Raw genomic sequence first — 23,236 nt, forward strand, 5'->3', positions numbered from 1 at the left:
CGGCATACCCACGCGGAGCATGGGTACGATGGTGTTCTTCAGGGCGCGTTACGCTCGCGATCCCCCGGACACCTATCGTTCCTCACGCTCCAGCGTGGGAACGCCCTTCGTGACGCTCCGCGTCATGGATGTGCGCTGCGCCGCTTGAGCAAGAGTGGACGCTGAGCATCGGACACGATGGTGTGTCCTCCATCAGCGCTCAACGCACCACGCTGCTGCGGTACTGTTCCGGTGTCAGCCCGGTCCAGCGTTTGAAGGCGCGGCTCAGGCAGTCGGTGTCGGAAAAACCCAGCAGGTAGGCGATTTCGCTCAGCGAGCTTTGTTGATCGTTCATGTGCAGCAGCGCCAGGTTCTGGCGGCATTGGTTGAGCAGCAGGTCATAGCAGCAGCCCTCGTCGGCCAGATGGCGCTGCAGGTTGCGCGGGCTCAGGTGCAGGGCTTCGGCAATGCTTCTGACGGTGGGCTCGCCGTCCGGTAGCAGGGTTTCGATGGCCGAGCGTACGCGCTGCTCCCAGATCAGGGACGGTAACGGATCCCCTTGGGATTCCTGGCCGTTCAGCTGTACCGGGCCGTCATCCAGGTGGCTGTCGAATTGATCACCGTCAAACTCCAGCAAGTTCTCCTGCGCCGCAAACATGACCGGTGAGCGAAACAGGTCGTGCCAGGGCCGCGGGTCGTCGGGTGCCGGACGCTGCAGGTGCACGGCAAGCGGCGCGTAGCCCCGGCCGAGCCGATTGCGGCAGGTGCGCACGTAAATGGCGGCAAATGCATCCAGCAGCTCATGCACCGGTGACTGACAGGAGGGCGGCGTGCCGAAGCGAAATTCATAACGCTCGCCGACTGTCCTGAAGTCCAGCTCCAGAGAGTCCTCGGCCATCGAGCGGTAACGTACGATGCGCTCGAAAACTTCGCGTAGCGAACCGCTGGCGACCAGCGTGTAGCCCAGCGCATGAAACGCTGTCGGGCTGACAAAGCGTGAAACACGCAAACCCAGCGCCGGATCAAGGCTGGCTTGCACTGCCCGTTGCCAAAGCGCAGCGGTGACATCCGGCGAGAATTGCGCACCGGGTTCACTGAGCAAATTCAGGTCTATACCCGCGCTCTGGCACAACGCATCGCTGTCCATACCCAGGGCAGTAAGCTGCTTGCGCAGCGCGGGGGTCCAGCTGGCGAGACTGCTTGGCTCGGGCATGCGCACGCCTCTTCCTGACATGAGGTGACTTCAGCGTCGGGCCCATGCCGATAAGGTCTCACCGGGCAACTCCCTTGCCTGACGCCGCCTTCAAGAATGAAAGCATTTGTGACAGTTGTGCAAGTGTCATGACGCGTTTCTTGCCGTCATGCAGAAAATATCTGTGCTGTAACCACTGAGTGATGCCCAATAGGCGCAAACGAGCTGCGTGCAGACGCTGATTGCACAGTCGTCGTATGACGCGAAAATGTATCTCCCACTCTCAATGCTTCCCTGACCCATTGCTGAAGCAGGTCATAGCGTTTCTGTCATTTGACACCGGAATGGCAAATGACTATAAGTTCACTATGTTGTACGACAACATAAGACTCGAAAAAAATTACAACCACAAAAATAATTCAAAGAGTAACAACCTCATGACCAGTCTGAATTCTCAGGCCATAAAAGCGTGCTTCTCGCACGAAAAATCTGTTTTTACGCATGATCGTCGGCAGAAAGCGCCTAAAAGTCTTCTGCAGAAACCGTAATCTGAAGTTACATAAAACCAGCCGCCTCACGGCCTTGGCCGCGGGACGCTCATCGCCAATCTAAAAATAAACAGGGTGAAGAGATGAAGATAAAAGGCATTCGTTGGTGGATGGTGGGGCTGGTCACGGCCGGCCTGGTGGTCAACTACCTGGCACGCAACACACTGTCCGTCGCAGCTCCGACGCTCATGAGCGAGCTGAGCATTTCCACCGAGCAGTACGCGCACATCGTGGTCGCCTGGCAACTGTGCTACGCCATCATGCAACCTGTGGCGGGCTACATCATCGATTTGATCGGCACCAAGATGGGCTTTGCGATTTTCGCCATCGCCTGGTCTGCCGCCTGCGCTGCTGCCGCCTTCGCAACCGGCTGGCAGAGTCTGGCGATCTTCCGCGGCATGCTCGGCCTGACCGAAGCCGCGGGGCTGCCGGCCGGCGTCAAGGCGACCACTGAATGGTTTCCGGCCAAGGAGCGCTCGGTCGCCATCGGCTGGTTCAACATCGGTTCGTCGTTCGGCGCATTGCTTGCGCCGCCGCTGGTGGTCTGGGCCATTCTGCAGAGTGGCTGGGAGCTGGCGTTTCTGATTGTCGGCGGTCTGGGCATTGTGTGGAGCGGCCTGTGGCTGCTGCTGTACAAACACCCGCGCGATCAGAAGCGTCTGGGCGATGCCGAACGTGACTACATCCTCAGCGGCCAGGAAGCGCGTCTGAAGGACGCACCTGCCCAGAAAGGCAGCTGGAAGCGACTGTTCAAAAACCGTAATTTCTACGCAATTGCCTCGGCGCGAATACTCTCCGAGCCTGCCTGGCAGACCTTCAATGCGTGGATTCCGCTGTACCTGATGACCGAGCGCCACATGAACATCAAGGAAGTCGCGATGTTCGCCTGGCTGCCGTTTCTGGCGGCTGACATCGGCTGCGTACTGGGCGGCTACCTCAGCCCGTTGTTCCACAAGTACTGCAAGGTGTCGCTGTTCACCTCGCGCAAGATGGTCATGCTGTTCGGCTGCTCCTGCATGATCGGGCCAGCGTGCATCGGGCTGGTCGAAAGTCCCTACACCGCCATTGCCTTGTTGTGCATCGGTGGTTTTGCTCACCAGACCCTGTCGGGCGCGCTGTATTCGATCACCTCGGATTCATTCGGCAAAAACGAGGTGGCCACGGCGACCGGGATGGGCGGAATGTTCGGCTTTTTCGGGGCGGCGGCATTCACCATGGTGTTCGGCGTGCTGGTCACCAAAATCGGCTACAGCCCGCTGTTCGTGGTGCTGGCGATTTTCGACATCGTCGCTGCGATTGTGGTGTGGAACGTTGCCCGTGAAGTCCCGCAGCATGACGAGACAGTGCCGTTGACTGCGGGCGAGCAGGGTCCGCGTACTGTGCCTGCAACCTGAGGCCGTCGTAATCCTGTAACGAAGTGCGGATAATCTTTGCCCTGAAAGTGATTTTTATTAGAGGCCGTTCCTCGAAGGCAGGGAGTGGCCTCTTTTTTTGTCTGTCAGCCGATATTCGTTTTGGGAATTAATAAATAGCTTCTTATTCCTTAGCGAATATAACTTCCATCCCTATACTCGTTTCATGAACGCATACATGCAGGAGGCGAATCCATGCATAACGAGTCGATCCGGTATCTGATCGTGCCAGGCTGGCAAGGGTCTCCTGACGATCATTGGCAGACCCACTGGCAGAACAGCCTGCCCAACAGCACGCGCGTGGAGCAGGCCGACTGGCTCAAGCCACGTCGTGAAGACTGGGTGGGTGAGTTGCAACGCACGATTGCCGCGCATGACACGCCAGTGATCCTGATCGCGCACAGCCTGGGTTGCGTCACGGTCGCGCACTGGGCTCGACTCGCGCCGCTGGAAACCTTGCGTCAGGTGCAGGGCGCACTGCTGGTGGCACCGGCCGACGTCGAGCGTCCGAATTGCCCGCCTGCATTGCGTAATTTCGCGCCGATCCCTACTGATCTATTGCCGTTTCCGACGCAGATCGTCAGCTCTGACAACGACCCTGCGGTCAGCTCCCAGCGTGCCATGGAGATGGCGCGTCATTGGGGCGCCGAGCTAGGCTTTCTGAGTCAGGCCGGGCATATCAACGTCAAGTCCGGCCATCAACGCTGGGAGCAGGGCTTCGCTTACCTGTACCGCCTGCAAAACCGTCTGGAGCAACACGCGCGTCGTCGCGCATGACCGGGCAGCTTGTTTATCGGACTCACCGGGTCCCGTCTTTTTAAACGCTTGAGCCATCGCAAGGGCTCAGGCGGGAGTGTGTCATGAGCCTTCACGAAAACTTCGGCCAGCCGCTGCTGACCTTTCCCGATGCGGAAAAAAGCCCACTGAGCATTCGCGCCAAGGCGCTGGTGTTCATCGATCCACGCTCGCGCCGGTTGCGTGAAGAAATGGAGCAACTGGCTCCCCGTTCTCTTCCGGTACTGATCCGTGGCGAGTCCGGGACCGGCAAGGAATTGCTGGCCCGGCACATTCATCGCGGCAGTGATCGCTCGGGTTTGTTCGTTTCAGTGAACTGCGGTGCCATCAGCCCTACATACGCCGATGCCGAATTGTTCGGCTATGCCGCCGGAGCCCACAGTGGGACGGTCAGCAGCCGCGCGGGATGGTTCGGTTCGGCCAATGGCGGCACCTTGTACCTGGACGAGATCGGCGACCTGCCGTTGCCGATCCAGGTCAAGCTGCTGGCGGCCCTTGAGAATCACGAAGTCACGCGAGTGGGCGCGCAGCAGCCGAGCCCGGTCGATGTGCGTCTGGTCGCCGCCACCAGTATCGATCTGGCGCAGGCCGTGGCTGCCGGGAAATTCCACGAGCGTCTTTATCATTACCTGAGCGAGGGCCGCCTCGATCTGCCTGCATTGCGCGAGCAGCCGGGCAACATCCTGCCGTTGGCCGAATATTTTGTGGGGATCTACAGCCAGCGTCTGAACCTGCCGGTGCAACTGATCAGCGAGGAGGCGCAGCGGACGCTGGAGGCCCACAGCTGGCCCGGCAATACCCGTGAACTGGAGAACGTCATTCACTTCGCCCTGCTGGTCAGCAGCGGTGATGAAATTCGCGCACAGGATATCAATCTGCCGGACATCGCCGAACCGTTGACGCTGATCGAGCGCCAGACGCAGCTACTGCTCAACGGTGGTGATCGCAGGCAGCTTTCCGCGCTCAGGCAATTGCTTGAAACAGTCACCTCGGAGCTGGCGCGGCGACCTGCTTGAGCGCGTCCCGGCGCGGTCTTGATGAGGTACAGTAGCTTCTGGTGCAAAAAAGCATAAGCACTCGATTAAAAAGTATTTTATCGGAATATAAAACACCGGTAATGTCAGCATGATGTCGCAGGGTTCGGATAGCTGTGGCAAATCATTGAATAATAAGGTGTCATTTTCTGGATGACGCTCTCGGATTTCGTTAAGGACATTGCATGAAAAAGACGTTTTTGCTGACCGCTCTGGCGGCTGTGTTCTCCATTGGCCTGGCTCACGCAGGTGAAAAGCTGGTCGTCGGCGCAACGCCCGTACCGCATGCGGAAATCCTCAAACTGATCCAGCCGACGCTGGCCAAGGAAGGTGTGGACCTGGAAATCAAGGTCTTCACTGACTACGTACAGCCCAACGTCCAGTTGAGCGAGAAGCGTCTGGACGCCAACTACTTCCAGACCAAGCCTTACCTGGATGGCTTCAACAAGGGTAAAGGCACCAACCTGGTAACCGGCGTTGGCGTACACGTCGAACCGTTCGGCGGCTACTCGAAAAAGTACAAGAGCGTGAAAGATCTGCCTGAAGGCGCAACCATTGCCATTCCGAACGAAGGCAGCAACGCCGGGCGTGCGCTGATCCTGTTGGACAAGAACGGCCTGATCACCCTGAAGGATCCGAAAAACGCACTGTCCACGCCGAAAGACATCGCCAGCAACCCGAAGAATTTCAAGTTCCGCGAACTGGAGTCGGCTGTACTGCCACGCGCCTTGAGCCAGGTTGACCTCGCGCTGATCAATACCAACTACGCGCTGGAAGCCAAGCTCAATCCGAAGAAAGACGCGCTGATCATCGAGGGTTCGGATTCGCCGTACGTGAACTTCCTCGTGACCCGCGAAGACAACGCCCACACCGACGCCATCGAGAAACTGTCGAAAGCGCTGACCAGCCAGGAAGTGAAAGACTTCATCAACAAGAAGTACGACGGCGCGGTACTGCCTGCGTTCTGACCCACTGACTCTCGTTCCTCCAACTATCATGCGACGCTCCGCGTCGCATGCCGTTCTGAACGCTCCGCGTCCGATCGTGAATGTGCGACGCAGCGCAGATCTGTGACGCAGAGCGTCACGAAAGGCGTTCCGACGCTGGAGCGTGAGGAACGATAACCTCAACTATCGTGCGACGCTCTTCGTCTCCCCACAATTCCCCGTCATAAGCTCCCCCGAAAATGCTTTCTCGACAAAACGTGTCGAGTCCGGCAGTGAGCCATTCACTGCGCCGGAGTGATCCAGTTGCGGGTAGTAATGCCATTCGATGCGGTCGCCTGCCCTGCACGCGTCCTTGACCAGCGCGATCTGGCTGCGAACAGGTGAGATGACATCCTTGCCCCCGGTACCGATAAATACCGGAATGTCCGACTTTACCGTCGGGTAGTCCGAATGGCGATTGACCTGATCCAGTGCTTTCTCGGGTGAACGTTTGAAACTGTTGTTGAACGTCAGTCCATCCGCGACCACCTTGCGCTCGATGGCTTGCAGGCATTCACGCTGGCTGGTTTCAAACGCGGGCTTCGCGCGGTCGCTCAGGTAATCGGCGGGATGCAGCAACGGGTTGATCAGCGCGGCGGTACTCAATCGCAACAGGTTGTAGGCCAGCGACGGCGAGACCTGATCGCGGAAGTTATCCGATCCCGTATGTTTCTCATGCAATTGAGCCATCGGATAAGGCGTCCCGGTCGCGACCACACCTACAATGTTCAATTCGGGCGCGTAAGTCTTCTGATACACGGCCGTAGCGAAAGCGGCACGACCGCCCTGCGACTGACCAAACACAACAACCCGCGAAGACAGATTGAAATCCGCCCTCTGAACTGCACGAATGCTGTCCAGAACGCCGTAAGCCAGCGGGCTGCTCAGCCCGAACGGATGCAGCCCCGGCGTCCCCAGCCCCTCATAGTCAGTGGCCACAATCGCGTAACCGCGCCCGAGCCATTCATTCAGATAGCGCGTGTCGCGACCACTGCGCCCGGCAAAAGAAGGCGCGCAGACATCCGCACTACCAACCGTGCCATGCGCCCACGCCATCAACGGCCATCCACCCTTCGGCGGCGTGCCCTTGGGAGTAAACAGTGCGCCGGAGACTACGACTGGCTGGTTGTTGAGCCCATCGGTGGAGGTATACAAAATACGGACATTCTGGCCAGCATTATCAAGGCTCTGAATGGGCGTCAGTGGCTCGGCGCGCAGCATCCGTCCGCGCGTTGACGGCACTTTATCTGTCCATGCGTAAAACGCGGGAACACCGCCTTCGCCTGGCTGGGTAGCGCCGACAGTTTTCGCGCTAGTGCCTGGTGCTCCGCTACAGCCTGTGAGCAGAGCTATCAGCAAGGCGACCAGAGCGGTCGAGGATCCTGGCGACGAGTACATGAATATTTCTCCGCGCGTTCACAGGAGAGGGCGTATCAGTGTCTTCGATAGTAAGCCGATTGAAGTACCCGCGTCACTGAGTGCAGCAGGTTCAGTGCATGAATCGAGCGATGTGAGCAAGCCCGCTATTCTATTCGTACTTTTGAACTAAGACCCTCATATGGATGAATCCTGTCATTCGTCGTTGACAAAATACCGGATCCAATACCTTGATTTTTCTTGACAGGAAATGGGGTTGGGTGTAAATATTTTGCCCGCTGCAATCCGTTTATTAGGCTGTTAAAAATGGATGCGACACGACTCATAATAAAATGGATTTTAAATGATGCCCTATTGTCTCGATCGCCATCTTCTATTCGCTACAGCGCTTCAAAGTCCATAATCTCATTGCTGGTATTTACAGGTCGCGCCGGTAGCGCGAAACAATGTGTTGTACATTGACCTCTAAAATAGGCAGGGAGTTACTATGAGAGTAGTGGACAGTTCCGTTCTGAAAAAGTGGTACGACAGCGAGTACAGTGCGTGCAGTAGTGGTACTTTGTTTGGCGAGTTAAGGGAGGAGTTAAAACGGTTTTTATCAAACTTGCCTGATGGTCCTGGTGACGTGCTGGAGCTTGGCTGCGGAGACGGTCGCAACCTCGCGGCTTTGGCGATTAAAGGCTACAGCCTTAGCGGCGTGGACATGGTTGACAGCACGGTACATAGCCGCCAGCTCAATCCATGGCTAAAGGACATGAATTTTCAGCAAGCGAATATCCTGAACTACACACCCGCACCTGAAGGTTACGACGTACTGGTGTGTTCTGAAGTGCTCCACTTTTTCACTAAAGATGAGCTTCAACAGGTCATGCCGAAAATAATCGGTGCAGTGAAACCCGGCGGGTATATCGTTCTGGACTTGTTGTCCGACTTGACTCGTTTCTTTCAAGCCACGGGAGAGCCGTTTATCTGGGATAAAGAAGCCGGGCTGTCCATCCAGGACAGCGAAGGCTTTTTTGATCGATGGCTTAGTGGCTTCGATATTGTTGATTTCAGTCACTTTTTTGATAATCAAAGTTGGCCACTTACCGACTCCGTCAGCCTGCCAATAGAGCCTTATACATGGCAAGGTACTTATGTGTCGGTGTGTGCTAAAAAACGTAAGTAATGCCAGGGATGTTTCGCTTAAAAGGAAGTTAAACGATGCAGTTGTTTCATCAGGTTATCGCAGATAACGCCCGTAGATATCCGACCAAGCCGGCCATTATTCTAGACGGGCAGGCGACTTCTTATCGGGAATTGCAACAGCGGGTAGATGACATCGCGTCGTTGCTTGCAACGCTCGGTATCCTCCCTGGCGACCGTGTAGGTCTCTACGCGCCGATCTCCATTGACCTGATCGCAAGCTATCTGGGTATGCTGCAAGCCGGAGTGATCACCGCTGCGACTCATCACACCCTCAGCCGTACCAAGCTGATTCATCAACTCAAGCATTCCGGTGCCCGGGTGCTGATCACCGACTGCACTGATGATTTGCCTGACTTGATCAATGAGGCCGGTCTCGAGCTTGTTTTGCTCACTGTCCCGATTCCAACAGCAATACCTGGGGTTATTCAACTTGCCGAGGCTGTCTCGGGGTACCGCGATGAAGTGAGCGCCGTAGCCTCATTATTGACCGATGACCCTGAACGCCCCACATCGATATTTTATACCTCGGGGTCGACCTTCAATCCGAAAGGCGTACTCGTCAATCACCGCATCATGTTGGCGGCCAGCAGTCGGGTCACTGCTTACCTGGGTAACGAAGCCGATGACCGAATCCTCAGCTACTCAACACTGGCATCGGACTACGGCGTCTATAACGTAATGATGCCGTTGTACGCAGGGGCTACCAGTGTCATTGAGAGCCGGCCTGCAGGTAGCGCAGAAGAAGTACTCGCGGTCGTCGAACGCGAGGCGGTGACCGCAATGCATGTCTTTCCTCCGGTATTTTGCCTGCTGGCCAATGCCGGACCCGAGTGGCAGGCACGGGTACCTGGCTTGCGTTATATCTCCAGCAGCGGACAGGCCCTTCATAGCCGTCACATTCAGCGCATTCGCCAGGCGCTGCCTCAGGTGCAGATTTTCTCCAACTACGGACTCACTGAATGCAAGCGCGTGAGCTACCTGCCCCCCGAGGAAATTGATCGCCGGCCAACGTCTGTAGGCAAACCTCTGCCCGGTGTCAGTCTGTACTTGCTGGACGAGCATGACCGGGTGATCGACCAGCCTGGGCAGGTTGGCGAGTTGCTGGTGACAAGCGACTACCTGATGCTTGAGTACTGGGACATGCCTGAAGCGAACGCCAGAGCCTTTGTTCACAATGCTTTCGGTCACTCGCGGCTGTACCGCACGGGCGATCTGTTCAAGCAGGACGCAGAGGGCTATCTCTACTATGTTGCCCGCAAGGACGACGTATTTGCGCGCAATATCTGGAACGTGAACCCACGGGAGATCGAGCAGTGTCTGGCTTCGCACCCGGCGGTTGCCGAGGTGCTGGTGGTGCCGGTCGCTGACGAGTCGGCCGGGCATGTGCCCAAGGCGTGCATCGTGCTTGATAGCGACCACCGTCAGACCAGCGGACAAACGCTGATCGACTATTGCAAGGCGCATCTGGATTGGCACATGGTCCCGACTCAGTGCGTGTTTCTTGAGGCTCTGCCAAAAACCGATTCGGGCAAGTTTTCCGCCAAAGGACTGATCTGATAGAAGGAGCTATGCCATGAAGACGTTACTCCAGCCAAATGTCGACACGCCCCTCGACCGTGACCTGCAACAGAGTGCGATGCTGAAACTTGCAGGACACTTCCACAGTCTGGCAACAGGTGCCACTCAAGTGCCCTTGCAGTCCCTGGACAGTCATCTACGATGCGATATCCAGGACCCGCAGGTCCTTGATTACCACGATCGACTCATCTCGGGTGCCGGGCCATTATTTTCCCACTTTCTGGCCAGCGTGCCCTACATCCTTGAGGAACTGGCCAGAGTCGGCGTTGCGCTGGCCCGTTTTGCTCAGCTAAATAGCAGGGAAACAGGCCAAACCTTCAGCCTGTTTGAAGTGGACGCCTTTGACGGAAGTAACGGCCGCGCACTCGCGGGTCATTCGCATGGCTTGATTCAAAGCTTTACGTCCTCTCCGAACGCGGCCAATCAGATTACCTTCAATCGGCATGCCGACCCGGCGTTGTCGTTGTTCTTTGCGCAGTCGGTGTTCAAGGTAACAGGCGCTCTGTTGGCGACCCCCGAATACGATCGCTTCAGGGGGGGATTCGACTTCATCTATGAGATGGCCGCATTCCAGTTCTATACCCGTGACCGCGTTGGCCAGATTTCCCACATCAAGCAATTTCTGAAGCCGGGCGGCCTGGTATTTTTTCTGGAGAAGCTCGATCACCCCGATCCGGAAGAATACCTTTTGCGGGAGCGGATCAAGGATGAGCAGTTCAAGACCCGCTACTTCAGTGAAGAAGAGATACGCTGGAAGCGCCAGCAGATGCTCGAATACATGCAAAACGGTCAAGTCACGCTGGAAGCGCTGGTGAGCGCTCTTTGCGCTCGCTTCAAATGTGTGCACCTGCTATGGAGCAGCAGCAACTTCTGTGAGTTCGTTGCCTCGGACGACCCGCAACAGTTAGAACAGTTTCTGGATCTACTGGGCCCGACAGTCCAGCCAGCGGATTTTTGCTTTGAACGTTCGCGTCTTGGCGCCATAGCTCCTTCGCAAAAAGGTGTTGTGGAGTTTGGCGATGCTTGAGCCTGCCGAGCAAGCGTTCCAGCGCAACGTAGTGTCCTTGATGTGTCAGCGGGCGGTCGCGTATCTGCCTTTGTGGCGAGAGCGGGCTGCTGTGGCCGAAACAAATCGCCGGCTGAGCAGTAGCACATTCGACGAACTGTTTACCGAAGGCTGGCTGGATCTGGTGTCGCCACGCGCGCCTGTCACACGTACGGGTCACTGGCCCACTCTGGTAGAAAGCGCACGGATTGCGGCTCGGGCGTGTGCCTCCACAGGCTGGATGCTGGCGTTGGTGGGTGGTCACGGCTCAATCGCCCGGCGACTGCCCCCCGCCTGTGTAGACCAGCTTTACAGCCATGGCCCACGACAGTTGTTCGCTTCAGCATCTACCAGTACCGATAGCCTGCTGTCCTTTGAACCAGAAGGTGTTCGGGTTGACGGGCGCTGGCGCTTCAGTTCGGGCATTGAGGATGCTACCTGGTTAATGCTCAACGCCCCCTGCGCTGACCACCCTGAAGCCGCTTGCACCCCGCGCTTTCTGGTGCTGGTCGCCGCCAACGAAGTGGAGAGGCTTCACAATTGGGACAGCTGCGGTATGGCGGCAACCGGTTCTCACGACGTGCTGCTCCGGCGGTTGTTGGTGCCGCATGACCGCGTCTTCGCGCTGCATGAAGTGTTTGCGCAGGACCCGCTTGCATTGGCGTGCGACTACATCGACAGGTTGCCCCTCGTGCCCTATCTGACCACCTCGATCATTGGCCCGCTACTGGGCTGTGCAGAGGGTGCTCTTGCCGCGTTTGTAGCGGCCTTCAACAGTTCATCGGCGGTAAGTGATCCCCGGATCGCCGAACAGGCTGCACACTCGGCCGCACAGCTCTACAGCGTCGAGCTGTTGTATGACTCGTTGATCTCCCGGCTGCACGAGGCGGGACTCAGTGACCGGGTTCTGGACGCAGCGCAATTGTTGCAGCTCAAGCGCGACCGCGCCTATCTGGCGCAACAATGCGTGCAGGCCGTGCACCGGTTAGTGGAAAGGCTCGGTGCGTCTTCCTTGGTTGCCAGTAACCCGCTTCAGCGTCACTGGCGTGATATCCAGGCGATGGCCGCGCACCGAGACGTGACCTGGAACGAAACGATGCAGGCCTGTGGCGACGCGATTCTGCGGCCTGCCACTGACAACGCTCAAAAGAATTGAGTTTTTTCCCGTCGGCCACCTCAGAGAGGTTTCACATGTTTGTTCGCAACAAAACCGATGTCGAGAACACCCCTTATTTCGTCGAATGGGGCGCCGGAACCAGTCACCGTCTGCTCACTGAACGTGATGCTATGGGCTTTACGCTGTGCCACACCATTGTCCGCGCGGGCACAGAGTCGCTCTTGCATTACCGCAATCACCTTGAGGCGTGCTATTGCATTGGAGGTGAAGGCGAAGTCGAGGACATGCAAGGCAACGTATTTCCGATCCGGCCTGGGGATGTGTATGTGCTTGACCAGCACGATCGGCACTTTCTGCGCGGAGGCAAGGAGCAGGACCTGATACTGGTCAGCGTCTTCAATCCGCCTTTGCGTGGGGACGAGCGACATAACCTCAATGACGGTACGGGATCCGCCTACTAATGTTTCTTCTGGCCGCTATGCCACACCGCTTACTGACAGGAGTTCTCCATGCGTAAGGATTACCTCGCTTTTTTTATCTCGCTTTTTCTATCGAGACTGGCGGACCAGATCCTGTTGTTTATCGTGCCGCTGGTGGTATTCCAGACCACCAACAGCGCTTCATGGGCCGGGCTGGCGTTTTTCGTCGAATCGCTGCCGAGGTTTCTCGCGTTTCCGTTGTGCGGTGCCCTCTGCGACAAATACCCGCCAGTCAAAATTCTGCATATCAGCCAGATCTACCGGGCATCGCTGTGCGTGCTGGCGATGGTGCTCTACGCCATCTTTGGCGGTATCGGATGGCTGGTGGTGTTGTCGGCACTGTGCGGGGTGCTGACCACGCAAGGCATCATGGCGCGCGAAGTGCTCATGCCGTATATCTTTCAGCACTACAGCTACACCAGAACGCTGTCCTATTCCCAGATCGCCGACCAGTCAGGGCTGGTTCTCGGGCCCCTGGTCGCGGCACTGATGCTTGAAGTATGGGCCTGGCACTGGGTGGTGCTGTTGACCGCCGGCCTGTTCCTGCTGGCAGACCTGAGCATGCTCGCGTGGCAACGTCTCAGCCGTATCACGCTTGAGGTGTTCGAGCAGCATCAGGACATCTGGCTGCAGCCATTGCGGATTGCCTTCGGGCACATCCGCAGCCTCGCGGAATTGAAAAAGATCATCACGCTGGCGGTAGGCGTCAACCTGATCGTCGGTGTCACGCTGGCGACATCGGCAGCCATGGTGATCGGTGAGTACAGCGCCGGCAAAGACAGCTATGCCGGGCTGCAGGCGGCGGGCGCGGTGACGACCATCGTGATCCTGTTCTTCCTGGCCCGCGTGGCTCTGCCTATGCGCGTGCTGGGTGGCGTCGGCTTTTCGATGATCGCGACCGGGGCATTCATCAGCGCCCTGAGCCCGAACCTGATTGGCTATGCGTTGGGGTTCCTGTTGATCGTCGGTTTCGACAAGATGTTCAACGTCTACATGCGCACCCTCCGGCAGCGGGTGATACCGCCTCAGGACTTCGGCAAGACGGTGGGCGTGATCACGTTGCTCAACAACCTGTCGCAGCCTCTGGCGGGTTTGCTGGTGGCCCTGCTCGCAGCGCCCCTGGGCATTCGCCAGGTCATCCTGATGCTGGCCGTGCTGACGAGCGTTATCGGGGCGGGTGCCCTGTGGTGGTTTGCAAAGGCACGCAGCCCATTCCCGACCTCGATTGTTGAGGCTGATCGGGAGGCCGGGAAATGAAAACGAGAGAGCTGGAGTTGGATGGAATCGAGGGTCAATGCAAGAGCGCTCAGACCCCCTGATAACTTCGGCAGGCTGCTCTTCGCCCCTACAGAGAGCCGCCGCTTCAGCCTTAAAACGCCAATGTCACCCGGGCATTCAGCGACTGATCCGACGCGTCGTTGCTCACCTGTCCGTCGTAGCTCAGGCCTACGCTCAAGGTATCGCTCAACCCCAGGTCGACACCTGCGCCGAGCACCGCTGCGCTGCGGGCGATGGGGGCGCCGGAAAGTTCGAAGGTGTCACCGCCGCTGAAGGCCGAGCGGCTTTCCGGGGTGACGTCGCCGTAGGCGCGACGCCAGCCCAGTGTGGCGTTGGGTTTGATCACGACGTTGCCAGCGCTCAAGTGAGTCGCTGCACGCAGGCCCAGGGTGCTGAAGGTGATGTGGTTGTCCTGGGATTTGTTCTGCAGGCTGATGGCGTTGCTGTTCTCGTCGAAGGCGTCGGTGTCCAGGCGCACATGCGCCAGGTTGGCGAAGGGTTCGAGCTGTGCGTTGCCCATTTCCAGGGTGTAGCCCAGTTCGCCGAAGACCTGATTGGTCGCTGCCTTGTAGTCTTCCTTGAAGTGCTCGGACGAGCCCGGCAGGTCCAGCGTGCGCTTGGCGGTCAGCTCATGCCAGGTGCGTACCGCGCCGAGGCGCAGGCCCAGTTGGCCCCATTTCGCGCCGCCGTAGACACCCAAGTGGTAGTTGTCGCTGTCGGTCGAGCCGGACGCGTGGCGCAGGTCGAAGCTGCTGTTGCTGAAGCCGGCCAATGCACCCACACGCCAGGTGTCGTCGAGCGGTACGTCGGCGCCGAACAGCAGGCCGCTGGTGCGGGTTTCGAGGCCCGAGGCGTCGCGGCTGCTGTCGGTCTGGCCGGTCGCGCCGATGGCCTGGGTCCACACCACACCGCGCGAGGCGTCACCGGCGAGGGTTTGCGTGGTGCTGCCGAATGCCTGTGCGGATTGCGCTTGTTGCATGCGAGCATTCATGGCATTGCGCACGAGTCGGCTGTCTTCGATCAATGCAGATTGGGTCGATGCATGCAGCTCGTTGGACAGCGCGCTGAACGTGGCCTGCGCCGTCGAGGCGTCGTCCTGCACCACCTGACGCCACAGCGCATTGCCTGCCCCCGCGCTGTCCAGACCCTGTGCGACCGCCTTGGCATTGCGCGTGGTCGCCAGGCTGGCGAAGGTTTGTGCGTTGCGATCCAGTGTCAGGCCGACATCGGTGGCGGTGTAGTTCAGCGTCGGGGTAAGGAACGCGAAGTTGGTTTGTACGGCGGCAAATGCACCGCTCACGCCACCGGCTGCGGAGAGGATCGAGTAACGGCTCGCGGCCAGCCAGTTACCGCCTTCAACCAGTGACAGCGTGCTGTTATTGATCGTCGCACGACCGCTGGCGACGATGCGGTCGGCTTTGCCACTGGCGTCCGACTCGACCTGATAGACCGAACCCTGAGCCAGGTTGACGTCACCGTTGACGTTCAGTTGCCCGACCGAATTACCCGGCGCGACCACGCCGCCCTGAGCGACGTTGATGCCGCCGACGGTGCCGTTGCCACCCAGCGTCGCGCCTTGCTGCACGCTGACGATGGAGTTACCGAGGTTGCCATTCACTGCCAGGCGACCGGCCTGCACGGTCGTCGCGCCGGACAGGCTGCTGTTGCCGGTCAGGTTCAGTGAACCGACGCCGCGCTTGATCAGCGCGCCGGTGCCCGTGAGGGTGTTGGCGAGGGTGTCGTTGGTGGACTGATCGAGCACCAGCGTTGCGTTGTCGGTGATCGTGCCGCTGCCGAAGGCCTGGGCATGGCCGGTCAGGGTGCCGCCGTTGATCAGCGTGCCGCCCGAGTAGGTGTTGTTGCCGGTCAGGATCAGGTTGCCCGTACCGTTCTTGATCAGCGCACCGCTGCCGCTGATGTCGTTGCGCCAGGCGTCGATGGCGTTATAGCCGCCCAGGCTGGCGTTCATGTTGACGGTGACGTTGGAATTGAACGCGCCGTAGCCATCGCCTGCGGCATACAGGTTCAGGCGACCGTAGCCACCTGACTGATCGATCACTGCATAGCCCGATGACAGTTGAGTGGTCGCCAGAATCTCGCGACGCTGGCTGGCGTCGAGGTACGGGAAGCGTGTTTCCAGCAGCACTTCCGCGTTGGTCGGCACGACCGGGGCCAGGTTGGTCGGGCCGACCGGGTCGAAGCCGTAGGTCATGCGCGCGGTGTACAGCGCCTTGTCCTGCGCGTGCTGGGACGTGCGGTCGGTGGCCGGGTCGATGGCCGTCATGCAATTGTTGACGTTGCCGCCGCACTGAGCGGTGAAGTAGGCCAGCGCCTGTGCGCGAGCATCGGCGCGCAATTGCGTGTTGGCGGAATTGGACAGGTTGTCGATGGCGAAATAGGTCGCCGTAATACGCCCGCCCATCACGTCGAAGGGCGAGTGCATGCCCGCTTCGATGCGGTTGTCGCCGATCTCCGAAGCACGCAGCATCAACTCGCTGAACCGCTCGGGGATCGCGTAGGCCAATGCGTAGGCTGACAGGTAGGCGGCGTTGGTGTGACCGCTGGGGAAACCCGAGTCACTGGCCGGCGTGGTGCTTTCGGCCGGGCGCAGGGAGGGCGCGACAACGAATGCCAGGCTCTGTCCGTCGAGGCTCTGCCGCCATGGTCGTGGATACAGATAGTGGGACTTGGCCGGAGTCGTGGAGGCATCGTTGCGCACCGCGCCGACCAGATCGACCACCTTGCCCAGCGCCGAAGACGAACTGCCTGCACCATTGCCCTTGTCGTCGTACCTGACGGTTTTGTTGCTGTCGTCGAATTGCGTGATCGTTGTGAACGCGCCCGCGCCGGCTTTATAAGCATCGCTCAGCGAGCCCAGGCCGCTGATGGCGCTGTAGCTCTGGTCGCGGCGGTCATCGAAGTAGGCAGCGGTTTCCTGCGCCAGCGTGCGCGAGTTGGCGCGGTCGACCACGATCTGCAGGTTGCGCCGAAGCAGGCTCTGACCCAGGGCGGTGGGCGTGCCGGTGTCCCACGTTGCACCGGTTGTCCACAGGGTGTTGAACCCGGAGAGCAGGTCCACACCGTTTATACGATTGTCATTGGCACGGCTCGCTGCCTGAACCGAGACGGCAAGCAGCGACAGTATCAATGACGACACCATTACATGGGCAACCGGTTTATTGGATCGCATAGCGGGCGCTTCACTCAGGTCGAATAAGGCGCCGACCCTAGCAAGGCGGTCTTACACTTGGATGTATCTGCTGTGACACATTTATGCTGGCTGACGTTACACAGCGAGGCAGTGAAAACTTCAGCACTATCGATATTCTTTAACGGTATTTAAATTCTCTTTCTTATATCTATAGAGTTTCGTCTTTCAGTCACACAGTCCTGGAGTCGGAGTTCTCATGCCAGCAGCCTCCCTCGCTTCATCGTCCGCTCAACCGGCTTCGCAAGCGTTCGAAGTGCGTCCATTCACCGAAAAGGTGGGCGCGGAAATTGTTGGGCTGGATCTGTCCAGGCCGTTGAACGATGCCGACTTCGCTCGTGTGCATCAGGCACATCTGGATCACCATGTGGTGGTGTTTCGCGATCAGCAGATCACGCCGCAACAGCAGATCGATTTCAGCCGGCGCTTCGGGGTGCTGCAGATCCATGTGCTCAAGCAGTTTCTGTTGGCCAACCACCCGGAAATCCTGATCGTCTCCAACATTGTCGAGAACGATAAGCCTGTGGGCCTGGGCGATGCCGGTAAATACTGGCATTCGGACCTGTCATACAAAGAGTTGCCGAGCCTGGGCTCGATGCTTTACGCCCAGGAGTTGCCGAGTGAAGGCGGCGATACGCTGTTTGCAGACATGCACCTGGCATGGGAAACGTTGCCGCAACACCTGCGCGATGCCGTCGAGGGGCGTTCAGCGGTGCACAGTTACACCGCACGCTACGCCGAGGGCCATAACGCCGCCAACTGGCGTCCGACCCTGACCGCCGAGCAACTGGCGCAGGTAGTTGAAGTCAGCCATCCGATCGTTCGCACTCACCCTGAAAACGGGCGCAAGGCACTGTTTGTCAGCGAGGGTTTCACTACACGCATCCTCGGTCTGCCGGAAGACGAGAGCCGTCAGATTCTCAACGAGATTTATGCTCACAGCGTGAAGCCCGAGCACATTTATCGGCACCAGTGGCGGGCCAACGACATGGTGTTCTGGGACAACCGTTCCCTGATCCACCTGGCTGCCGGCTGCCCGGCGCATCTGCGTCGCAAACTGCATCGCACGACCATTCAAGGCACCGCGCCATTTTGATCCAGGAGAGCCGTTCATGAATGCTGTCGCGCAAGGCCACACGGCCAGCACCCAAGCGCAGTCGGCTGCACAGCCCACTGCTGAAGCCTTGTTGCAAGTCCGCGGCGTCAGCCTCGAATACCGCACGCCAGAACGCGTTGTGCGGGCGACGCATCAGGTCAGTTTCGAAGTCGATCCGGCCGATCGTTTCGTGCTGCTCGGCCCATCCGGTTGCGGCAAGTCGACCCTGCTCAAGGCGGTGGCCGGTTTCATCGAGCCCAGTGAGGGCGAGATTCGTCTGGCGGGGCATCAGGTCACCGAGCCTGGCCCGGACCGCATCGTGGTGTTTCAGGAATTCGACCAGCTGCCGCCGTGGAAAACCGTGATCGAGAACGTCATGTTTCCGCTGCTGGCATCACGCACATTGAAGCGCCCCGAAGCGCTGGAGCGCGCACGTTACTACCTGGAAAAGGTCGGCCTCAGTGCGTTTGCCGATGCCTACCCGCACACCTTGTCCGGTGGCATGAAAGCCCGCGTGGCGATTGCCCGGGCTCTGGCCATGCAGCCGAAAATCCTGCTGATGGACGAACCCTTTGCCGCGCTGGATGCACTGACCCGACGCAAGATGCAGGAAGAGCTGCTGGAGCTGTGGGATGAAGTGCGCTTTACGCTGCTGTTCGTCACGCACTCCATCGAAGAAGCACTGGTGGTCGGCAACCGCATCCTGCTGCTGTCCCCGCATCCGGGCCGTGTAAGGGCGGAAATCAACAGCCATCAATACGACCTGAAAAGCCTCGGCGGCGTCGGTTTTCAGCAAACCGCGCAGCGTATTCATCGGTTGTTGTTCGATGAAGGCGAGGCCGGGCCGGTGGAGCAGGATCTGAATTTTCAGGACATCCGGATCGCTTATTGACTGGCCGCACTGGTACAGGTTTTTGATTCTGGCCGAAGGCCGTAGGAGCGAACTCGTTCGCGAAGACGGTAGTTCAGACAATGCATCTTCTGAGAATGTAACGGCCCATTCGCGAACAAACTCGCTCCACGCCCTGCGAGCAGAATCAAAGGCTAAATAATGAATGCTGTGCGTATTAACGCTTCCCATAGCGTTCTGCATACGCTTTTTACGACTACCGGGAAACCCGAATCATGAGCCTCGCACCTCCCGCTCGCGAAGAATATGAAATCACGCTGGAGCCTTTCACTCAGGAAGATCTGGCCCGCGGCCTGCCCCTGGCACAGCGCATCTGGCAACTGGGCTGGGTGCGCAAATGCGTCATCATGATCGCCCTGGCGGTGATCTGGGAACTGGCCGCACGTCTGCAGAACAACGACCTGCTGTTGCCGAGCTTTCTGCAAACGGCGGCCGCCTTTTATGACGGGCTGATTTCCGGTGAGTTGCCGGGCAAGGTCTGGATCTCCCTGACCGTGCTGATTCAGGGCTACCTGATCGGCATCGTGCTGGCGTTCGCCCTGACCACCCTGGCAGTGTCCACCCAACTGGGCCGCGACCTGCTCAGCACGCTGACTGCGATGTTCAACCCGCTACCGGCCATTGCCCTGCTACCGCTGGCGCTGCTTTGGTTCGGGCTGGGTCAGAACAGCCTGATCTTTGTGCTGGTGCATTCGGTGCTGTGGGCACTGGCGCTCAATACTTACGCGGGCTTTCTGGGTGTCTCGGAAACCCAGCGCATGGCCGGGCGCAACTATGGTCTCAAAGGCCTGCGCTTTGTCTGGCACATCCTGATTCCTGCTGCGCTGCCATCGATTCTCGCCGGTCTGAAAATCGGCTGGGCCTTTGCCTGGCGCACGCTGATCGCCGCCGAGCTGGTGTTTGGCGCGTCCTCCGGCAAGGGCGGTCTGGGCTGGTACATCTTCCAGAACCGTAACGAGCTGTATACCGACAAGGTCTTCGCAGGCCTGGCAGCAGTGATCCTCATCGGCCTGCTGGTCGAGAACCTGCTGTTCGCCAACATCGAACGCCTGACCGTCAAGCGCTGGGGCATGCAGCGTTGAAACGCCGTCTTTTTTTGAATAATCAGGGTGAGAACCACATGAAAACTGCATTTCAACGCCCGGCACTGAGTGTGTTGGCGGCGACGCTTGGCTTGTTTGGCGCGCTGCTCAGCGGCGGTGCCCAGGCTGAAGGCAAGATCAGCATCGCTCAGCAATTCGGCATTGGCTACCTGATCCTCGACGTGGTGCGCGATCAGAAACTGATCGAAAAATATGGCAAGGAGCAGGGCCTCGACATCAAGGTCGACTGGAACAGCATCTCCGGTGCCACCGCGATGAACGAAGCGTTGCTGGCTGGCGCACTGGATGTGGTGTCGGCAGGCGTGCCGCCGATGCTGACCGTCTGGGACCGCACCAAGGGCAAGCAGAACGTCAAGGCGATTGCCTCGCTGGGTTCGATGCCCAACTACCTGCTGACCAACAACCCCAACGTCAAGACCCTCAAGGACTTCACCGACAAGGACCTCATCGCCGTACCGGCTGCGGGCGTGGGCTTCCAGTCGCGCACGTTGCAGATCGAGACCGCCAAGCTGTTCGGTAACGACAACTACAAGAAATTCGACAACATCTCGGTCAGCCTCGCGCACCCGGATGCGACTTCCGCGCTGATTGCCGGTGGCTCGGAAATCAACTCGCACTTCTCCAGCCCGCCGTTCCAGTACCAGGAACTGGAGAGCGCCAACGTGCATAAGGTGCTCAGTTCCTATGACGTGCTGGGCGGCCAGGCGACGTTCAACGTGCTCTACACCACCGAGAAATTTCACGACGAAAACCCCAAGACCTACAAGGCGTTCTACGATGCGCTGGCCGAAGCCGAGAAGATCATCAAGGCCGACAAGCCCGCTGCCGCGCAGACCTACATCCGCGTCGAGCAATCGAAGCTGCCGTTGCCACTGGTAGAGAAAATCGTCGCCGACCCGGAAATCGACTTCACCGTCACGCCGCAGCGCACCTTCATCTACGCCGAGAAACTGCATGAGCTGGGTGTGTTGAAAAACAAGGCGGCGAGCTGGAAGGATTTCTTCTTCGAAGAAGCGCACGGCACCGAGGGCAGTTGATCGGCGCGGTTTGCGGATGACGCGGAGCGTCACGAACGGCATTCCCACGCAGAGCGTGAGGAACGATAAGTGATCTCGGGAACGCCATCGTACCCATGCTCCGCGTGGGTATGGATTTCCGGACGCTCTGCGTCCTCTTCTCGAAGAATCAGGTTACTTCCGCTCACGAAAAACCTGTCCTGCAGGACCTTTCTTTCAGTCTTTTCTCTTTCCTGCGTATGACCTTTCCTAGAAAATCCCGGGCCCTTGCGCCTGCCAAGTCTGCACTCTAGGCTGCGTCGGTCGCTGATTTTCAGCGATCGGGTTTAGCAGCCTGTTTGTGGATGACAAGTGGCGCAAGTGCCGTTTATGGCGGCTTTGCGTGGGGCACCTTCGGGTGCGCCGGTTGCTTGCGCTTGTTCCACACCGGTCTGCTAACCCGCGTCAAAGTCGCCACCCTTGTTTGTTTAGCAGCAGGCATCTGGTGGTCTTGTCAGCTAAAGGAATAAGCGATGATCAACTCAACCCCGTCCCCGCCGCTCCCCAACTCTCTGGAAGACTCTCTGATGCAGGTCAGCGACATACTGCGCTGTGCCTCTGCCACCGCGTATGAAACCGGTGACAACCTCGATGGCCTGAAACGCGATCTGGCATTCTCGGTGGTGCATCTGATCAATATGGCCAAGGCCGAGCTGGAGCGCTCGCTGGAATGTGTTCAGAACCCTGACAGCCCTGATGAAACCTAGCAGTTCTACGAGTAGCCGCTAAGGTTCAGTTAACGCATTGTGTGCTTGAAGAGGCCTGCCTCGCTGAAAGACCACTCCGGTTACTCGTCATGCGCCAGCAAACCACTCCATGCCGCTACCGCTACGACGCGCTGGACCGGCTCGCGACTCGCACGTCTGTGGGAGGGTCCATTGCCCGTTCGTTCTATCAGTCCGACACGCTGGCCAGCGAGATTCAGGGTGCAGAACACCTTCGCTTCCTGCATCACGATCGCCAGTTGCTCGCCACGCAGTCAGCGCTCGCCACGTTGTTGATCGGCTCGGACCAACAGCACAGCGTGCTCCACACCGTATCTGCCGGCTTGCCTGCCGCTATCGCCTACACCCCCTATGGGCATCGGCAAGCGCTGAACCCGCTGCCAGGTTTCAACGGTGAGCGACCTGACCCGTTGACCGGTCATTATCTGTTGGGCAATGGTTATCGCGCCTACAACCCCGTTCTGATGCGCTTCAACAGCCCTGACAGCCTGAGTCCGTTTGGCAACGGGGGAGTCAATGCGTATGGCTATTGTGCGGGTGACCCGGTCAATCGATCCGATCCTACGGGACATGGACTCATTGATGATGTGCAGACGTACATCTACCTTGGCACAGCCCTTGTTACCGGCGTTTTTGGCCTTCTGACGGCTCGTTCGTCTATAAAGGCTGTGATAAAGGGAGTGAAGCTGGATCCCGAAGCAAACGCTGTCGATAATGTCCTCTCCCAGACTTCCGCGCTCAGAAGACCGGCGACCACGGTGGAAAAAGTCTCGGCAGCCATTGGTGTCGGAGCGCTGATTGCCAGTGCGACATGGACCGCCTCTTATATTGCAGGTAAGTTCGAGCGTGATTCACTGGCAGCTCGTACGCTGAGAAGCGTTGCTATAGTTGTTGTTGTCCCTGTCGTCGGGCTTCGTGGCTGGACGTATTATCGTTCCAGACTTCCAGCGCGAGTTGCAAAAAAAGCTTCGATGTCGAAGCGGAGCTCCTTAACTGGGTCTGATCGCATTGGATCCTCACGTTCAAGTATTCGAAGTGGCAGTCCAGAGATTGAAGACACTCCTCTTTGAACATCCTTTTTGCGCTCTGCATAAACCCGGTCGCTGACATTTCTACCAGTAGACCTGCATC

Annotated in this window: 19 protein-coding genes; 16 read left to right on the plus strand and 3 right to left on the minus strand. The window is 58.5% G+C overall.

The annotated features are described in order from the left end of the window. Nucleotides 1-199: 199 nt before the first annotated feature. Complete coding sequence (locus QRN50_RS23550) at nt 200-1,192, minus strand: AraC family transcriptional regulator (protein WP_011266321.1); 993 nt, start codon at nt 1,190-1,192, stop codon at nt 200-202. A gap of 610 nt (nt 1,193-1,802) precedes the next feature. Here QRN50_RS23550 and QRN50_RS23555 point away from each other — a divergent pair. The 4 genes from QRN50_RS23555 (at nt 1,803) to QRN50_RS23570 (ending at nt 5,928) form a co-directional block, all read left to right on the plus strand. After that, the gene (locus QRN50_RS23555) at nt 1,803-3,113 is read left to right on the plus strand and encodes an MFS transporter (RefSeq protein WP_096127440.1); all 1,311 of its coding nucleotides are present in this window, start codon (nt 1,803-1,805) and stop codon (nt 3,111-3,113) included. Between the two features lie 213 nt (nt 3,114-3,326). Further along, nucleotides 3,327-3,908 carry an alpha/beta hydrolase gene (locus QRN50_RS23560; protein WP_011266323.1) on the plus strand — a complete coding sequence of 194 codons (582 nt, stop codon included), beginning with the start codon at nt 3,327-3,329 and terminating at the stop codon, nt 3,906-3,908. An 83-nt stretch (nt 3,909-3,991) separates the two neighbouring features. Next, nucleotides 3,992-4,942, plus strand: a complete 951-nt coding sequence (locus tag QRN50_RS23565; RefSeq protein WP_096127439.1) for a sigma 54-interacting transcriptional regulator — start codon at nt 3,992-3,994, stop codon at nt 4,940-4,942. Nucleotides 4,943-5,145: 203 nt separating this feature from the next. Beyond that, entirely contained in the window at nt 5,146-5,928 is a 783-nt protein-coding gene (locus QRN50_RS23570) for a MetQ/NlpA family ABC transporter substrate-binding protein (RefSeq protein ID WP_003403204.1), read from the plus strand. 162 nt (nt 5,929-6,090) lie between these two features. Here the strand turns inward: QRN50_RS23570 and QRN50_RS23575 are convergent, their stop codons facing one another. Continuing rightward, nucleotides 6,091-7,344 carry a lipase family protein gene (locus QRN50_RS23575; protein WP_096127438.1) on the minus strand — a complete coding sequence of 418 codons (1,254 nt, stop codon included), beginning with the start codon at nt 7,342-7,344 and terminating at the stop codon, nt 6,091-6,093. Nucleotides 7,345-7,810: 466 nt separating this feature from the next. On the opposite strand from QRN50_RS23575, the gene QRN50_RS23580 reads away from it, so the two are divergent. Genes QRN50_RS23580 through QRN50_RS23605 form a run of 6 tightly spaced genes read left to right on the plus strand, consistent with a single transcriptional unit; the run spans nt 7,811 to nt 13,987 of the window. Further along, nucleotides 7,811-8,491, plus strand: a complete 681-nt coding sequence (locus QRN50_RS23580; RefSeq protein ID WP_011266326.1) for a class I SAM-dependent methyltransferase — start codon at nt 7,811-7,813, stop codon at nt 8,489-8,491. Between the two features lie 35 nt (nt 8,492-8,526). Beyond that, nucleotides 8,527-10,068, plus strand: a complete 1,542-nt coding sequence (locus QRN50_RS23585; protein ID WP_003403196.1) for a class I adenylate-forming enzyme family protein — start codon at nt 8,527-8,529, stop codon at nt 10,066-10,068. Nucleotides 10,069-10,084: 16 nt separating this feature from the next. Further along, a complete protein-coding gene (locus tag QRN50_RS23590; RefSeq protein ID WP_003403194.1) occupies nt 10,085-11,116 on the plus strand; it encodes a hypothetical protein in 1,032 nt (343 codons plus the stop codon). Next, nucleotides 11,109-12,290, plus strand: coding sequence for an acyl-CoA dehydrogenase family protein (locus QRN50_RS23595; protein WP_011266329.1), 1,182 nt, complete (start codon nt 11,109-11,111; stop codon nt 12,288-12,290). Before QRN50_RS23590 ends, QRN50_RS23595 begins: the two co-directional genes overlap by 8 nt. 35 nt (nt 12,291-12,325) lie before the next feature. Beyond that, a complete protein-coding gene (locus QRN50_RS23600) occupies nt 12,326-12,712 on the plus strand; it encodes an ectoine synthase (RefSeq protein ID WP_003403190.1) in 387 nt (128 codons plus the stop codon). Between the two features lie 48 nt (nt 12,713-12,760). Beyond that, on the plus strand, nt 12,761-13,987 hold the full coding sequence (locus QRN50_RS23605) for an MFS transporter (protein ID WP_024659621.1): 1,227 nt from the start codon (nt 12,761-12,763) through the stop codon (nt 13,985-13,987). Nucleotides 13,988-14,099: 112 nt separating this feature from the next. On the opposite strand, the gene QRN50_RS23610 is transcribed toward QRN50_RS23605, so the two are convergent. Then, nucleotides 14,100-17,198, minus strand: coding sequence for an autotransporter domain-containing protein (locus QRN50_RS23610; protein ID WP_143520228.1), 3,099 nt, complete (start codon nt 17,196-17,198; stop codon nt 14,100-14,102). 217 nt (nt 17,199-17,415) lie between these two features. Here QRN50_RS23610 and QRN50_RS23615 point away from each other — a divergent pair, with 217 nt between their 5' ends. The 6 genes from QRN50_RS23615 (at nt 17,416) to QRN50_RS23640 (ending at nt 23,175) form a co-directional block, all read left to right on the plus strand. Beyond that, nucleotides 17,416-18,312, plus strand: a complete 897-nt coding sequence (locus tag QRN50_RS23615) for a TauD/TfdA dioxygenase family protein (protein ID WP_024640879.1) — start codon at nt 17,416-17,418, stop codon at nt 18,310-18,312. Between the two features lie 16 nt (nt 18,313-18,328). Beyond that, nucleotides 18,329-19,204 (plus strand): ABC transporter ATP-binding protein, encoded by an 876-nt coding sequence (locus QRN50_RS23620; protein ID WP_096127437.1) that lies wholly within the window; start codon nt 18,329-18,331, stop codon nt 19,202-19,204. A gap of 233 nt (nt 19,205-19,437) precedes the next feature. Beyond that, nucleotides 19,438-20,304, plus strand: a complete 867-nt coding sequence (locus QRN50_RS23625; RefSeq protein ID WP_096127436.1) for an ABC transporter permease — start codon at nt 19,438-19,440, stop codon at nt 20,302-20,304. 38 nt (nt 20,305-20,342) lie between these two features. Further along, nucleotides 20,343-21,362: an ABC transporter substrate-binding protein gene (locus QRN50_RS23630; protein ID WP_096127435.1), complete on the plus strand. Its 1,020-nt coding sequence runs from the start codon at nt 20,343-20,345 to the stop codon at nt 21,360-21,362. Between the two features lie 491 nt (nt 21,363-21,853). Then, nucleotides 21,854-22,087 carry a DUF6124 family protein gene (locus tag QRN50_RS23635; RefSeq protein ID WP_003397550.1) on the plus strand — a complete coding sequence of 78 codons (234 nt, stop codon included), beginning with the start codon at nt 21,854-21,856 and terminating at the stop codon, nt 22,085-22,087. A gap of 89 nt (nt 22,088-22,176) precedes the next feature. Further along, nucleotides 22,177-23,175: an RHS repeat-associated core domain-containing protein gene (locus QRN50_RS23640; protein WP_080397836.1), complete on the plus strand. Its 999-nt coding sequence runs from the start codon at nt 22,177-22,179 to the stop codon at nt 23,173-23,175. Nucleotides 23,176-23,236 lie beyond the last annotated feature (61 nt).

This window comes from Pseudomonas sp. MEJ108 (assembly GCF_030208985.1).
In the GTDB taxonomy this organism is placed as follows: Bacteria; Pseudomonadota; Gammaproteobacteria; order Pseudomonadales; family Pseudomonadaceae; genus Aquipseudomonas; species Aquipseudomonas fragariae.